Genomic DNA, 14,263 nt, shown 5'->3' with positions numbered 1-14,263 from the left:
CGAAGGAGGCAGCGATTTCGGTCAGTGTCGACATGCCACGGTCGGTCATTGCGGCAATTCCCGGTCGCGTATGCAGGCAGTTGGGCTTTCGGCGTCGATGCTATTGACTGACTGACCAGTCATCTATATTGCTGATGTCATGGCAAGACCAAAGAGCGATGATCGGCGCAAGGCGATTTTGGTGGCGGCCGTCCGTGTGATCGCCGTTCAGGGCTTGAGCGCGCCGACGGCTCTGATCGCCAAAGAGGCGGGTGTCGCCAGCGGGTCGCTCTACACCTATTTCGACACCAAGACCGAGCTGCTGAACGCACTCTATGTCGAACTCAAAACGGAGGCTGCGGCATTCGCCTTGGCCGAACTTCCGATCAATCGCGCGCTTCGCGAGCAGATGCGCCATGCGTGGTCGCATTGGCTGCGATGGTCGGTCTCGGAGCCGGAGAAACGGCGTGTGCTGGCCATCCTGGGCGTGTCGGACGACATCACACCGCAGAGCCGTAAGGACGGAGACCACGCGTTTGCGCCACTCGCAAAACTGCTTGAACAAAGCTGTGCCGACGGACCGATGCGCAAGGCACCGATCGCCCTGGTTGCCACCCTTGTGATGGGCGTCGCCGAGGCGACAATGGGGTTGATGGCGCGGGATCCCGTCAACGCGGACGCCCACAGCAAGACGGCATTCGACGCCGTATGGCGCATGATCGCCTGATTTTTTTGTCCGTTGAATGACTGACTAGCCAAACACTTATGGAGAATGTGGTGCCAGATAACTCAATGACGTCGCTTCCGAAATTGCCGGCCTACATCGTCACCGGCCCGACCTCAGGAATTGGCCGCGAAACCGCGCTTGAGCTTGCCAAACATGGCACCGTCGTTCTGGTTGGACGTGACCCGCGCAAGCTCGATGCGTTGCAAGGGACCATCGAGCTGAGCGGCGGACACGCCATGTCTGTGGTGTGCGATCTGTCGGACATGCAGAGCGTGCGCAAAGCGGCTGGCGAGATCGCTGCGCTGCGCTTGCCGATCACGGGCCTCGTCAACAATGCCGGCGTCATGCTGACGCAACCTGCGAAAACCCCGCACGGGTGGGACCTTTCGTTCGCGACCAACCACCTTGGTCCGTTCGCGCTGACGGAGGCCTTGGTGCCAACTCTCCCGGATGGCGCCAAGGTCGTTTTCGTTGTGTCCGCCGTCGAAGACCCCGGCCGCAAGCCCGCCGTCGCGGCCGGATTCCGTGGCGGCCGCTTTATTTCCGTGGAGGCAAGTGCGCGGGGCGAATGGCAACAGGGTGGCTCCGCGAAGCCTGGCTTCGATGCCTATGCCACGTCCAAGCAGGCGATCCTCGCGGCAGCGCTGGCCTTCTCCCGCGAGACATCCCGGCTGCAGTTCATCGCGGTCGAGCCGGGCTTCAATCCGACGACAGGTCTTGGAGGCGCCGATCTCGGCGTCACCATGCGCCTGGTGCAAGCCTATGTCATTCCGCTGCTGGTGCCGCTGTTCATGCCCTTCCTCAAAATTCTGAGCACTCCGAAGCGCGCCGCACGCGTGCTGACCCAAATACTGGTCAATCCGTCTGACCAAACCGGCATCTACTACGACGAAGGCGGTCGTTCCATGCAGGGCTCTCCGCTGGTGCAGGACCACAAGTTTCAGGATCGCGTCGTCGACGAAACCCGTGCCTTCCTCTCAAACATTCAGGCTCGCTGAATCGCACCAGTTCTAAGTCCCTCCTCTGAATGCTCAAGGGGAGGAGTTATTACGCGCGACGCGTAGCGAACTCGGATTGCGCAGCGACAAATCTTTCGCGTTGAACGATGCAATCCTCACACTGCGCGGCCGTGCCACCTGGGCGCATGACTTCAACATTGGTCGCTCGGCCGCCGCGACGTTCCAGACGCTGCATGGCGCGCGTGGTAGTGCCGGAAAGTCGCAGTGTTTAACGTAAACGGCATATCGATGCGTATGGTGGTAGGCTCGTAAACGCCGTTAACACACTCCTGCCGGGTTCGCCCAAACTCCCTGCAAATCAAAGCATGCGGGAGTAACGAACATGACTACAGCATTGATCGTCATCTGGGCCGGACTTGGACTTTGTCTCGTACCGTTCATCGGGGCGTCGCTGCTGGCGTCTGTGTGGGTGTCGCTGGACGATCCGCACGAATATCATTGACGATGAAGAAAAAGCGCCCGTCTGTCGGCAGATGACTGCCGATAGACGGGCGCTTTGCGTTTGGCTGCAAGACGTTTGACGCATGCAAAGTGATGTGGGCGGTTTCCCGCCCACATCTTTGTTAGTGGAGAGGTTTAGTTCGGGATCAGCAGCCGCAGGCCGCGGCGCTCGCGCCGACGCCTACGGTGAGACCCTTGCTCAACAGGCCACCGAGCAGTCCGGACTTGCTGACCGCTGCGCCCACATTCACGCCCACGCCAGCTGCCGCGCCGCCCGTGCCGGTTCCGGTGCCGCCGACACCGACCGCGACAGACGGATTGACGGCGATTGCCGTGTTGAGAAGGCCCGAGGTCGCAACGCCAACCCCGGCACCGATGCCGAGATTGAGACCCTTGGCAAAGACGGGCGGGCTCGCGAGCGAAGCCGCCACAACAACGATAGTTGCAAGTTTCTTCATGCGTTTTCTCCTGTCTAGACGTGCGCTTTGCTGCGCACGCATGGATGAGAGCGAGTGAACGCGAAGGCTTCAATCAGATGAAAAGTTTAACCTTAGTAGTCGCGCGTGTTCGGGAATTTGCGTAACTGTACACCGGCGCGCGCGTAGCCGCACACCGCGTGCAGCGCATAATATTTTTGAATGATTATTTCACTCAGCCAAACCGGCGTCGCTGTGCTGCCGCAAGCACGCGATTGCGGCCGGCATCTTTCGCGCGATACAGCGCACGGTCAGCGCGGGCGAGCAGGTCTTCCGGCGTGTCGTTGGAAGCGATCTCGCTGAGGCCGGCGGAGAGGGTGAGCGTGAGGTCGGGTGCGATCGCGGACCAGTCGAGCTCGGCGATGGTGCCGCGCAGGCGTTCGACGATCTGTAGCGCCTGATCGGTGTTGGTGTCCGGCAACACCAGCAGGAATTCCTCGCCGCCATAGCGGCCAAGTTTATCGACCATGCGGATATTGGCGAAGATCGAGGCTGCGAAACGGCGCAGTACCTCATCGCCGACGGGATGGCCGAAGCGATCATTGATGCGCTTGAAGTGATCGAGGTCGATCAGGGCGCAGCAGCAATGGGCGCCGCGCTGAATCCGCGCAATCTCGTCGCCAAGGCATTTCATGATATAGCGGCGATTATAAGCGCCGGTGAGTTCATCGAGCTGCGCCAGCTCCTCGATCCGCGCATTGGCGGCGGCGAGATCATTGCTGCGGCGATAGAGCAGCTCGCGCATGGACGAGCCATAGAGCCCGGCACCGGCGCAGCGGGCGAGGGTGCTGACGAAACAAGCCAGCGCCAGCGCGCGCTCGGTCTCATCGCCCATGGGAATGCTGATCGGTTTGTCTGTCAGCAGAAACAGTACGGCGAGGCCGATGGCGGCATAGGCCCAGACGATGCCCGTCTGCTTCGCGGACATCCGTAGCGCGCCGAAGCCGAGCACGACGAAGATGATCGCAATGAAATAGAATCCGATCTGCGGCACGAGGTAGATCGCGCCGATCTGGATGGTGATGCTGACCAGGCTGAGCGGGACGAACAGATAATGGTCTCTCAACCGATCCGTCACGCGGGTTTCCGAGAGGAAGAAGGCGACGCCGACCACCGCAAGCCGCAGCGTCAGATAAACGAGACCCGTGGTGACCGTGGTGACGCCGATGCTGGCATAGGCGAACAGGATAGCGGCATCGATGACATAGCTGACCGCTTGCGCGATATAGGCCGGCCGACGCTGGGCAACCCGGCGCGGTGGCTGCGCAGGTGCGTCACCGCTGATGGCGGTGTTTTTGGGGGACGTCCGGATACTGGCGGCAGGCAACATGATGACCATGATTCTGATCTCGCGCCGACACTCCCATACAAACCATTTAAGGCGATTGTTTCGTCAACCAATGGTGGTGTCATGATGTGCAGGAATGCGCACGATTGGCCGGCTGGTTAATGCTTTTGCCGGTAACGGCCTGCAATTTGTTTCAATAGCAGAGTGCATGTTCCATCTGCGGAACTGCGCGGTTGTTCCTGTGGCGCGCCGTCGCGGCGATGAACCTGATTTACCGTCAGGGCGACAGATCAGTGGCTGCGTGATCTTGGGAATCAAAATGAAATTGCTCGTGACGTTCGTCGTGGGGGCCACGGCGTTGCTGGTGTCGGTCAATGGCCAAGGCGCCTATGCTGCCGACCTGCTCTGGCAGGTGGAAAGCCCGTTCCGCTTCTTCAAGAACGCCGCGTCTTTCGCCATGTATGAGCGGGGCTATCCCGCGGCGCGCAACGAGGCCTTGCTGCCGCCCACCGATGTGGTGTGGCGCACCGAGCGGCGGCTGAACGATCCCGATTGCATCGACAAGACCAGTCTCACGAGTTGCGCCGACACCGCGCGCGCCGGCTACAATCGTTCGCGGCTCGGCTGGGCGGCGCAGACCATCGACGCGGTCTGCTACGACAGCCGGCAGGGCCGTTATCTGGCAACGTGCGACCGCCGCTATTCCTGGGGCACGGCGAAGGAAGACTATGTGCTGCCGGATGCGCATACGGTGGTGATCCGGCTGGCGCCGGAGCGCGTCGCGGAAGCCGGTGCCGGTGATTGCGCCTGGAGCTGGACGCCACGACGGCCCGGCAGCAAGGCCGAAACGCGCACGCAATCCTGTGCGACGCCGCTGAAGATCAATCGGCTGCCATTCTCGGTCGATCGCAACCTGTCGGGGGCTGCGGTGCAGGTTGCCTTGCCCGGCGGCCGGACATTGAGCGAACAGGTCGCCGTCGAGGATCTGTTCATCGTTGCGCTCGGCGATTCCTTTGCATCCGGCGAAAGCAATCCGGATGTGCCGGTGACATTCAGTGCCGTGCGCGAAATGGTCTATGATCCGACGCTGATGCGTGAGGAGATGGCGACGCGCAGCACCAGCAAGTCGCTGCAGAAGTTGACGCCGGCAGCGCCCGCAGGAAGTTTTGACTACAAGAACCTGCCGCGGCGAAAACTCTCGGACGAAGAACAGGAGCTGTATTTCCCGCTCGCGTCGGCGCAATTTGACAAGGCGTTCAACGCCGCCAATGCGCGCTGGCTGAGCCCGGATTGCCACCGCTCGCAATATGGCTATCCGTTCCGCGTAGGCCTGCAGATGGCGATGGAAAATCCGCATCGCTCGGTGACGCTTGTGAGTCTGGCCTGCACCGGCGCGGAAGTAGCCGAAGGCCTGTTCCTCGAGAAGAAAGCGCGCGAGGGGGCCGGCAATGCGATGGTGCGCTCGCAACTCGATCAGCTTGCCGACCTGATCTGCAGGACGCCGCAAGGCCGCACGCAGCGGGCGACCTACAATCTGCCGACCTATGCCAGCGGCAGTGTGCAGGTGGCGAACACACCGGTCTCGAAGGCCTGGTGCGCACCGTCCGAGCGCAAGCGGCCGATCGATACGCTGCTGCTGTCCATCGGCGGCAATGATGTCGGCTTCTCGCCCCTGATGGTCTACGCGATGACGGACTCGGCCGGTGATCTCGCGCCGATCGCCAACCTGCTCGGCAAGCAGATCCGCTTTTCGCCGCAGGTGTCGCGCGCCTATATGGAGCAGCTCGACGAGCGCATGGTGGCGCTGCGTGACGCGCTCCGTGACGGTTTTGGCGTGCAGCCGGCCAATGTGCTGCAGACCGCCTATGAGCCAATTCAATTCGACGAGACTGGCGCCATGTGCGGCGCCCAGCCGACGCTCGGCCTCGACGTGCACAAGAAACTGTCGCTGTCGCGCGAGCGGCTGGCGGAGACGGTGAGCTTCCTGAACGACTTCTTCGCCCGCACCGCCTGCATCACCAATGGGCGTGGGGCCGGGTGCCCGACACTGGCGACCGGCGCCGGGACCGGTTTCCGGCTGATTACCGATCACCAGGCGGAGTTCACCAGGCGCGGCCTTTGCGCGCGGGATCCGAAACGGCCACAGGCCGACGGCGAGGCAATGGCCATGCCGCGGCGCTGGTTCGGCAAGGAGGAATTCACGCCTTACTCGCCGGCTGCCTATCTGCCCTATGCATCGCGCTGGCGCCTGTTCCGGACCCCGAATGACGCGTTCCTGACCGCCAATGTCCATTCGCCGGGCTTCACCCAGTTCGATATCCTGCAGCCGGTCTATGCGGCGATGTATAGCGGGGCGGTGCATCCGACCGCCGAAGGGCACGCGATCGTGGCCGATCACGTGGTCCGGCATGTCCGGTCGGTGGTTCGAAAATAGATGAATGATATCATATAGATATTTGGATTTAGCGATTCCTGTCACGACGACGGGGCGGGACGGGCGGGTTCCAGCCGTCCCCATTGGCGTTCTTGACCTTTTCGCGTTGTCGCCATACAAAGCGCCACTCGCTGTCGGCCCGTATCACGGACTTCCGACGCGGCTTCGATCTCCAGACAAACGAGCTCGCTTGGCGGCTCATCCACGACGAAGGTGCTTCTGGTTCCTTCGGTGATGGATCGGGCGCAAGAGGGCTGTCTGGATTCCTGAAACTATTCAATCGTCTCACGACGGATGCGGATCACCTAACGATGGCTTTCAGCCCGTTCAAATTCCTGCAGGAAGTGCGCACCGAGACCAACAAGGTCACGTGGCCTTCGCGTCGCGAGACGACCATCACCACCATCATGGTGTTCATCATGGTGGCGCTGTCGTCGGTGTTCTTCTTCGCGGCAGATCAGATCATTCGCCTGCTTGTGACCTTCTTGCTCGGCATTCGCTAAACGGACCTGAATCATGAGCATGCGCTGGTATATCGTTCACGCCTATTCGAACTTCGAAAAGAAGGTCGCCGAATCCATCAAGGAGCAGGCGAAGCAGCGTGGCGTCGAAGAGTTGTTTGAGCAGGTGTTGGTCCCGACCGAAAAGGTGACCGAGGTCCGTCGTGGCCGCAAAATGGAAGCCGAGCGAAAATTCTTCCCCGGCTATGTGCTGGTGAAGATGCAGCTCACCGACGAAGCTTTCCATCTGATCAAGAACACCCCGAAGGTCACGGGTTTCCTCGGCGCCGAGAACAAGCCGATGCCGATTTCGGAAGCTGAAGCCATGCGCATCCTGCATCAGGTGCAGGAAGGCGTGGAGCGCCCGAAGACATCGATTTCGTTCGAGATCGGCGAGAACGTGAAGGTGGCCGATGGCCCGTTCGCATCGTTCTCCGGCGTGGTGGAAGAAGTCGACGAAGCGCGTTCGCGCGTGAAGGTCGCGGTGTCGATCTTCGGCCGCGCAACGCCGGTCGAACTGGAATTCGGTCAGGTCGAGAAGGTTTAGTTTACCTCTCCCCGCTTGCGGGGAGAGGTCGAAGCCGCCGCGATGCGCAGCATCGTGGAGGGTTCGGGTGAGGGGGCTCTCCACAGGCGATCTCGCGTGTGGCTGCCCCTCACCCCAACCCTCTCCCCGTAAGAACGGGGAGAGGGAGTACCAGGCGTGGGAGGAGAGGGCGGTTGCCAACCGCACTTGAACCGCACCACGAAACCTGAAACCGCCGGCATCGCCGGCACAACAGGAGTAACACATGGCAAAGAAAGTGACCGGATACCTGAAGCTTCAGGTGCCGGCCGGTGCGGCGAATCCTTCGCCCCCGATCGGTCCAGCGCTTGGTCAGCGCGGCTTGAACATCATGGAATTCTGCAAAGCGTTCAACGCGCAGACGCAGAAGGAAGAAAAGAACACCCCGATTCCGGTGGTGATCACGATCTATGCCGATCGTTCGTTCACCTTCGCCCTCAAGACCCCCCCAATGTCTCACTTCCTCAAGCAGGCCGCCAAGATCCAGTCCGGATCGAAGCTTCCTGGGCGCGATGTCGCGGGCAAGGTGACCTCCGCGCAGATTCGCGAGATCGCCGAGAAGAAGATGAACGATCTTAATTGCGATACCATCGAATCGGCCATGAAGATGGTCGAGGGCTCTGCCCGTTCGATGGGTCTCCAGGTCCAGGGGTAATCGATCATGGCAATCGGAAAGCGTTTGAAGGCTATTCGCGAAGGCGTTGATCGCGAGAAGCTGTACACGATCGATGAAGCGATCAAGATGGTCAAGGAACGCGCCAAGGCGAAGTTCGACGAGACCATCGAAGTCGCGATCAATCTCGGTGTCGATCCGCGCCACGCTGACCAGATGGTCCGTGGCGTCGTCTCGCTGCCGAACGGCACCGGCCGCACGCTGCGCGTCGGCGTGTTCGCCCGTGGTGCAAAGGCCGAGGAAGCCAAGGCTGCCGGCGCCGACGTTGTCGGTGCGGAAGACCTGGCCGAGAAGGTCCAGAACGGCCAGATCGACTTCGACCGTTGTATCGCCACCCCCGACATGATGCCGCTGGTCGGCCGTCTCGGTAAGGTGCTCGGTCCGCGCGGCATGATGCCGAACCCGAAGATCGGGACGGTGACCATGGACGTCGTCGGTGCCGTGAAGGGCGCCAAGGGCGGTTCGGTCGAATTCCGTGTCGAGAAGGCCGGCATCATCCAGGCCGGCGTCGGCAAGGCATCGTTCGACGAAGCCAAGCTGGTGCAGAACATCAAGGCTCTCGCCGACGCCGTCGTGAAGGCGAAGCCGGCTGGCGCCAAGGGCACCTATGTCCAGCGCGTGGCCGTGTCCTCGTCGATGGGCGTGGGCGTCAAGGTTGAGCCGAACACCGTGCTCAGCTAAGCCGGAACAAGGCTTGCAAGAAACCGGGGCGGGATCAGGCAACTGATCCCGCCCTTTCTTTTGACCGCAGCAGGAATGAGCAAATGGCCGAAAAGGTCCTGATCTATTCGCGTTTTCCGAAGGCCCAGATGAAGCGCATCGGCGAGCGCTTCGACCTCCTCGATGCCGGTGGCAAGCCGCCATTGAGTGTGTTTTCGGCAGACGAGCTGAAGGATGTGCGCACGATGATCACCGCCGGAGGTCAGCTGCTGCCGGCCGAGGTGATGGACATGATGCCGGCGCTCGGCGCCATCATCTGCTACGGCACCGGCTATGACGGCGTCGATTTCGAGGCCGCCGCCGAGCGCAAGATCGTGGTCGGCAACAGCCCCGGCGCCAATGCCGCCTCGGTGGCCGATCTCGCGCTGACCTTGATGCTGGCGGCGACGCGGCGCGTGATTCCTGCGGATCAGTACGTGCGCGAGGGCGGTTGGTCCGGCGCAAAACCGTCGCCGTTGATGGCGCCGCAGCCGGGCAATCCCGGCCGCAAGGTCGGCGTCTACGGCATGGGCGAGATCGGCCGCAAGATCGCGTCGCGTGTTGCCGCGTTTGAGTGCGATGTCGCCTATACCAACCGCACCAAATATGACGACCTGCCATATCGTTACGAGCCGGATCTCGCTGCACTGGTCGCATGGTGCGACGTGCTGATGGTCGCCGTGCGCGCCGGCAAGGAAACGCATCACATCATCGATGCCGAGATGCTGACGAAACTCGGTCCGGATGGCTATGTGGTGAACATCTCGCGCGGCTCGGTAATCGACCAGGCGGCGCTGGTCCAAGCGCTTGAAAGCAAGACAATCGCAGGTGCCGGCCTCGACGTGTTCGAGAAGGAGCCGCATGCACCGGACGCGCTGACGGCGTTTCCGAATGTCGTGCTGACCCCGCATATAGGCGGCCATACGCTCGACTCGCATGTGGCCATGCAGGATTGCGTGATCGCCAATCTCGACGCGTTTTATGCGGGCAACGCATTGCCATATTCCGTGAAGGCGTAACTCTGAGGACAGCTAGCATGCTCGGCACCTTGTCGGGCATGCGACAGGCCGATGACGTTTGGTTCCCGCGCGGGGCCATTCTTGCCGCCAAGCAAATTTGATTTGGAGCAATTCCAAATGTCGGCGATGCTCGGGGAAAGGCGATATGCGCCGCTACCTCGAGGAATTGCGATGGCGAACCTCACGATAAATGGCCGGACCTACGAGATCGATGCCGAGCCGGATACGCCGCTATTGTGGGCGATCCGCGAGCAGGCGGGCCTGACCGGCACCAAATATGGCTGCGGCGTGGCGCAATGCGGCGCCTGCACCGTTCATGTGGACGGGCAGCAGGTTCGCTCCTGCAGCATGCCGCTCAGCGATGCGGTCGGAAAGCAGATCACCACCATCGAAGGCCTCGCGGCCAATGGCGTGATGCACAAGGTGCAGCAGGCCTGGATCGACCACGACGTGCCGCAATGTGGCTATTGCCAGAGCGGCATGATCATGGCCGTGGCGGCGCTGCTGGAGATGATTCCGCAGCCGACCGACGAGGACATCGATCATGCAGTGACGAATATCTGTCGCTGCGGCACGTTCCAGCAGGTGCGTGAAGCCATCCACTCCGCTGCTGGCGTTTGAGGGAGGCGATCATGACATATGGTCCGACATCGACCGTCCTCAATCGCCGCTCTTTCGTGCTGGGCACCGCCGCCACGGGCAGCGGGCTGGCGCTTGGCTTTGACCTGCAGCTCGGTGGCCCCGCTGCGGCCCGCGCCGCGGATCTGCCGCCGGAGGTGAATGCCTGGGTGGTGATCAAGCCCGACGATACGGTGGTCGTGCGCATCGCGCGTTCCGAGATGGGGCAGGGCACGCTGACCGGTCTCGCCCAGCTCGTGGCTGAAGAGCTCGAATGCGACTGGTCGAAGGTGACCACCGAATATCCGACCCCTGGCCAGAGCATCGCGCGCAAGCGGGTGTGGGGTGATTTCTCCACGGGCGGCAGCCGCGGCGTTCGCGCTTCACATGACTATGTCCGCAAAGGCGGTGCCGCGGCCCGCATGATGCTGATCCAGGCCGCTGCCAACGAATGGGCGGTGCCGGCGGCAGAATGCGCGGCCATGAACAGCGTGATCACGCATACGCCGTCCGGCCGCACCGTGACTTTTGGCAAAGTGGCGGATGCGGCAGGCAAGCTCGAGCCGCCGAAAGATGTTCCGCTCAAGGATCCCAAGGACTGGAAGATCGCGGGCAAACCGCTGCGCCGTCTCGACACCGTCGAGAAGGTCAATGGCAAGATGATCTATGGTGCCGATGTCACGATGCCCGGCATGATGAATGCGGCCATCAAGGATTGCCCGGTGTTCGGCGGCAAGCTGAAGAGCTTTGACGAGAGCAAGATCACCGGCATGAAGGGCGTCAAGAAAGTCGTCCGGGTTGGCGACACCGCCGTGGCTGTCGTGGCCGACACCTGGTGGCGCGCCAAGACGGCGCTCGAAGCCCTGCCGGTGGTGTGGGACGAGGGCCCGAACGCCAATGTCTCCAGTGCGTCCATCGCCAAATGGCTGGAGGAAGGTCTCGATCCCGCGCAGCCGGCTTTCGCCGCCAACAAGAACGGCGATGTGAAAGCAGCCATTGCCGGGGCGGCCAAAAAGGTCGAGGCGGTCTACGCCTATCCCTATCAGAACCACGCCACCATGGAGCCGATGAACGCCGTGGCTCTTTACACGGCAGACAAATGCGAAGTGTGGACCGGCACGCAGAACGGCGAAGCGGTGTTCGCCGCGGTGGTCGAGTCCTCCGGCCTACCGAGCGACAAATGCGAGGTCTACAAGATCATGCCCGGCGGCGGCTTCGGTCGTCGCGGCATGACCGACTATGTCCGTCAGGCTGTCGCCATCGCCAAGCAGATGCCCGGCGTGCCGGTGAAGCTGATGTGGACGCGCGAAGAGGACATGCTGCATGGCCGCTATCATCCGATCACGCAGAGCAAGCTGGTCGGCGCCTTCGATGCCGACAACAACCTGATCGGCCTGCATGTGCGCATTTCCGGCCAGTCGATCCTGGCCAGCGTGCGCCCCGAGGGCATGCAGAATGGCATGGACCCCGTCGTCTTCCAGGGCCTCAATACGTCAGGCGAAGCGGCGATCGGCTATACGGTCCCCAACCTGCTGGTCGACCACTCCATGCGCAATCCGCATGTGCCGCCGGGGTTCTGGCGCGGCGTCAATGTGAACCAGAATGCGATCTATCTCGAATGCTTCATGGATGAGCTGGCGCATTCAGTCGGTCAGGATCCAGTGGAATTCCGCCGCAAGCTGATGGCGAAACATCCAAAGCATCTCGCGGTGCTGAATGCCGTGGCTGACAAGATCGGCTGGACCACGCCGGCGCCGAAGGGCGTGTTCCGCGGCATCTGCCAGCATATGGGCTTTGGCAGCTATGTGGCGGCGGCCACTGAAATCTCGGTGACCGACGGCAACAAGATCAAGATCCATCGCATCGTCGCGGCCACCGATCCCGGATACGCGGTCAATCCCTGGCAGATCGATCGGCAGATCGCCGGCTCCTTCGTCTACGGCCTGTCGGCGCTGTTCTACGGCGAATGCACCGTGAAGGGGGGCCGCATCGAGCAGGAGAACTTTGATACTTATGAGTCGATGACGCTGAGGGAGATGCCGAAGGTGGAATCGATCCTGATGCCGTCGGGCGGGTTCTGGGGGGGCGTCGGCGAGCCCACGATCTGCGTGGCGGCGCCCGCGGTGCTCAACGCGTTCTTCGCGGCGACGGGCAAGCGGATCCGCTCGGTGCCGCTGAAGAAACACGACATCACCTTTGCGTAGCGCGATGCAGCGCGGCGATTGGCACATCTGTCGGGATCTGTTGCGATGAAGGTGCTGATCGCCACGCTTGTGATCGCGTCGGTCAGTCCGGCGCTGGCAGCATCAGCTCCGCCGCCCGGCGCAACCTCGTGCTCCGGCTGCCATGCGGCGCACGGTGCGGCATCGTCCGCGATGCCGCACATTCATGGGCGCGATGCCAGCGAGATCATGGATGCGATGACCGCCTTTTATAACGGCACCCGGCCGGCAACGGTGATGAACCGCATCGCCAAAGGGTTTTCTGACGACGAGTTGCGCCAGATCGCGGCCTGGCTTGCTGAACAGAAATAGAGCGCTGATGGTTCGCATTCCCCCTGCATCGCGACGACAGTTTCTTGGGCAGGCCGCTGCTGCGACGGCCGCGCTGGCCATGGCTGGTCCGGCGCTTGCGCAGGCGCGTCCGCGCGTGGTGGTGATCGGCGGCGGCTTTGGCGGCGCCAGCTGCGCGCGTGCACTGCTTGCAATCGATTCCAAACTTGATGTCACGCTGGTCGAGCCCAATCGCACTTTCACGGCATGTCCGCTGAGTAACGAGGTCATCGCCGGCGATCGCGCCATCGAGGCGCAGCAGTTCGGCTACGACAAGGTCGCGGCGAGCGGCGTCACGATGGCGATGCAGGCTGCGGTGAAGATCGATAGCGCGGCGCGCAGTGTCGGGCTTGCCGATGGCACAGTGCTCACCTATGACCGCCTTGTGCTGTCACCCGGCATCGATCTGCGCTTCGATGCCTTGCAGGGCTATGACGAGGCCGCCACCGCGCGCATGCCACATGCCTGGAAGGCGGGAGAGCAGACGCTGCTCCTGAGACGGCAGCTGGAAGCGATGGACGATGGTGGGCTCGTCGTCATTTCGGTGCCGGCCAATCCGTATCGCTGCCCGCCGGGCCCCTATGAACGTGCCAGCCTGATCGCGCACTATCTGAAGATACGGAAACCGCGCTCCAAGCTGATCATTCTCGATGCGAAGGATGTGTTCTCGAAGCAGCGGCTGTTTCAGCAAGGTTGGCAGGAGTTGTATCCCGGCCTTGTCGAATGGGTCGGCCTGTCGCAGGGCGGCAAGGTGACCTCGGTCGATGCTGCGACCAACACGGTGGTCACTGACTTCGCGCAGCACAAGGCGCAGGTTGCCAATATCCTGCCGCCGCAGCGGGCCGGGCAGATTGCTGCCATCGCCGGAGTTACCGATCGCTCCGGCTGGTGTCCGATTGATCCCGTCACATTCGAGGCCAGGCAGGTCCCGAACATCCACGTGATCGGCGATGCCTGCATCGGTGGCGGCATGCCGAAATCGGCGTTCTCCGCCAATGCGCAAGCCAAGGCCTGTGCAAGCGCGGTGGCAGCGCTGCTGGCAGGGCAGGCGCCGGTGCCGCCAAAACTGATCAACACCTGCTACAGTCTGGTGGCGCCGGACTATGGCATCTCGATCGCTGGGGTGTATCAGCCGAAGAACGGCCTGCTGACCGATGTGGAAGGTGCCGGTGGCACCAGTCCGCTCGATGCGCCCCGTACGTTCCGCAAGCAGGAGGCCGACTATGCGTTGGCCTGGTTCGACACGATCACGAGCGAAGTTTTTGGATAGGCG

At 62.2% G+C, this 14,263-nt stretch carries 14 protein-coding genes; 12 read left to right on the top strand and 2 right to left on the bottom strand.

Annotated features, from left to right (window positions below):
- The first annotated feature begins 181 nt into the window (after positions 1-181).
- Together AC1RQ5_RS20085 and AC1RQ5_RS20080 are read left to right on the top strand one after the other, a co-directional pair.
- Positions 182-706: a TetR/AcrR family transcriptional regulator gene (locus tag AC1RQ5_RS20085; protein WP_493201233.1), complete on the top strand. Its 525-nt coding sequence runs from the start codon at positions 182-184 to the stop codon at positions 704-706.
- Positions 707-771: 65 nt separating this feature from the next.
- Positions 772-1,704 (top strand): SDR family NAD(P)-dependent oxidoreductase, encoded by a 933-nt coding sequence (locus AC1RQ5_RS20080; RefSeq protein ID WP_493201232.1) that lies wholly within the window; start codon positions 772-774, stop codon positions 1,702-1,704.
- Positions 1,705-2,312: 608 nt separating this feature from the next.
- On the opposite strand, the gene AC1RQ5_RS20075 is transcribed toward AC1RQ5_RS20080, so the two are convergent.
- Positions 2,313-2,624, bottom strand: coding sequence for a hypothetical protein (locus AC1RQ5_RS20075; protein WP_493201230.1), 312 nt, complete (start codon positions 2,622-2,624; stop codon positions 2,313-2,315).
- 193 nt (positions 2,625-2,817) lie between these two features.
- Positions 2,818-3,981, bottom strand: a complete 1,164-nt coding sequence (locus AC1RQ5_RS20070) for a GGDEF domain-containing protein (RefSeq protein WP_398480398.1) — start codon at positions 3,979-3,981, stop codon at positions 2,818-2,820.
- A 268-nt stretch (positions 3,982-4,249) separates the two neighbouring features.
- Between AC1RQ5_RS20070 and AC1RQ5_RS20065 the strand changes: the two genes are divergently transcribed.
- The 10 genes from AC1RQ5_RS20065 (at position 4,250) to AC1RQ5_RS20020 (ending at position 14,260) form a co-directional block, all read left to right on the top strand.
- A complete protein-coding gene (locus tag AC1RQ5_RS20065) occupies positions 4,250-6,364 on the top strand; it encodes a hypothetical protein (protein WP_398480396.1) in 2,115 nt (704 codons plus the stop codon).
- A 311-nt stretch (positions 6,365-6,675) separates the two neighbouring features.
- A complete protein-coding gene (secE, locus tag AC1RQ5_RS20060) occupies positions 6,676-6,867 on the top strand; it encodes a preprotein translocase subunit SecE (protein ID WP_211909060.1) in 192 nt (63 codons plus the stop codon).
- Between the two features lie 13 nt (positions 6,868-6,880).
- Entirely contained in the window at positions 6,881-7,411 is a 531-nt protein-coding gene (nusG, locus tag AC1RQ5_RS20055; protein WP_493201227.1) for a transcription termination/antitermination protein NusG, read from the top strand.
- 244 nt (positions 7,412-7,655) lie between these two features.
- The gene (gene rplK / locus AC1RQ5_RS20050; RefSeq protein ID WP_398484288.1) at positions 7,656-8,084 is read left to right on the top strand and encodes a 50S ribosomal protein L11; all 429 of its coding nucleotides are present in this window, start codon (positions 7,656-7,658) and stop codon (positions 8,082-8,084) included.
- Between the two features lie 6 nt (positions 8,085-8,090).
- Positions 8,091-8,783, top strand: coding sequence for a 50S ribosomal protein L1 (gene rplA / locus AC1RQ5_RS20045; RefSeq protein ID WP_493201224.1), 693 nt, complete (start codon positions 8,091-8,093; stop codon positions 8,781-8,783).
- An 83-nt stretch (positions 8,784-8,866) separates the two neighbouring features.
- Positions 8,867-9,820, top strand: coding sequence for a 2-hydroxyacid dehydrogenase (locus tag AC1RQ5_RS20040; RefSeq protein WP_493201222.1), 954 nt, complete (start codon positions 8,867-8,869; stop codon positions 9,818-9,820).
- 171 nt (positions 9,821-9,991) lie between these two features.
- Positions 9,992-10,441, top strand: a complete 450-nt coding sequence (locus AC1RQ5_RS20035; RefSeq protein ID WP_398484292.1) for a (2Fe-2S)-binding protein — start codon at positions 9,992-9,994, stop codon at positions 10,439-10,441.
- An 11-nt stretch (positions 10,442-10,452) separates the two neighbouring features.
- A complete protein-coding gene (locus AC1RQ5_RS20030) occupies positions 10,453-12,642 on the top strand; it encodes a xanthine dehydrogenase family protein molybdopterin-binding subunit (RefSeq protein WP_493201220.1) in 2,190 nt (729 codons plus the stop codon).
- Positions 12,643-12,687: 45 nt separating this feature from the next.
- Positions 12,688-12,972, top strand: coding sequence for a c-type cytochrome (locus AC1RQ5_RS20025; protein WP_493201218.1), 285 nt, complete (start codon positions 12,688-12,690; stop codon positions 12,970-12,972).
- A 7-nt stretch (positions 12,973-12,979) separates the two neighbouring features.
- Positions 12,980-14,260, top strand: a complete 1,281-nt coding sequence (locus AC1RQ5_RS20020) for an FCSD flavin-binding domain-containing protein (RefSeq protein ID WP_493201216.1) — start codon at positions 12,980-12,982, stop codon at positions 14,258-14,260.
- Positions 14,261-14,263: the final 3 nt, after the last annotated feature.

This window comes from Tardiphaga sp. GW821-FHT12E02 (assembly GCF_058807155.1).
This window is presented reverse-complemented; position numbering and strand designations above follow the sequence as displayed.

Coding starts and splice junctions, on each gene's coding strand:
- AC1RQ5_RS20075 (WP_493201230.1), bottom strand. CDS start 2,624: ATGAAGAAACTTGCAACTATCGTTGTTGTGGCGGCTTCGCTCGCGAGC.
- AC1RQ5_RS20080 (WP_493201232.1), top strand. CDS start 772: ATGACGTCGCTTCCGAAATTGCCGGCCTACATCGTCACCGGCCCGACC.
- AC1RQ5_RS20030 (WP_493201220.1), top strand. CDS start 10,453: ATGACATATGGTCCGACATCGACCGTCCTCAATCGCCGCTCTTTCGTG.
- rplK (WP_398484288.1), top strand. CDS start 7,656: ATGGCAAAGAAAGTGACCGGATACCTGAAGCTTCAGGTGCCGGCCGGT.
- rplA (WP_493201224.1), top strand. CDS start 8,091: ATGGCAATCGGAAAGCGTTTGAAGGCTATTCGCGAAGGCGTTGATCGC.
- nusG (WP_493201227.1), top strand. CDS start 6,881: ATGAGCATGCGCTGGTATATCGTTCACGCCTATTCGAACTTCGAAAAG.
- AC1RQ5_RS20020 (WP_493201216.1), top strand. CDS start 12,980: ATGGTTCGCATTCCCCCTGCATCGCGACGACAGTTTCTTGGGCAGGCC.
- AC1RQ5_RS20040 (WP_493201222.1), top strand. CDS start 8,867: ATGGCCGAAAAGGTCCTGATCTATTCGCGTTTTCCGAAGGCCCAGATG.
- AC1RQ5_RS20035 (WP_398484292.1), top strand. CDS start 9,992: ATGGCGAACCTCACGATAAATGGCCGGACCTACGAGATCGATGCCGAG.
- AC1RQ5_RS20025 (WP_493201218.1), top strand. CDS start 12,688: ATGAAGGTGCTGATCGCCACGCTTGTGATCGCGTCGGTCAGTCCGGCG.
- AC1RQ5_RS20065 (WP_398480396.1), top strand. CDS start 4,250: ATGAAATTGCTCGTGACGTTCGTCGTGGGGGCCACGGCGTTGCTGGTG.
- AC1RQ5_RS20070 (WP_398480398.1), bottom strand. CDS start 3,981: ATGGTCATCATGTTGCCTGCCGCCAGTATCCGGACGTCCCCCAAAAAC.
- secE (WP_211909060.1), top strand. CDS start 6,676: ATGGCTTTCAGCCCGTTCAAATTCCTGCAGGAAGTGCGCACCGAGACC.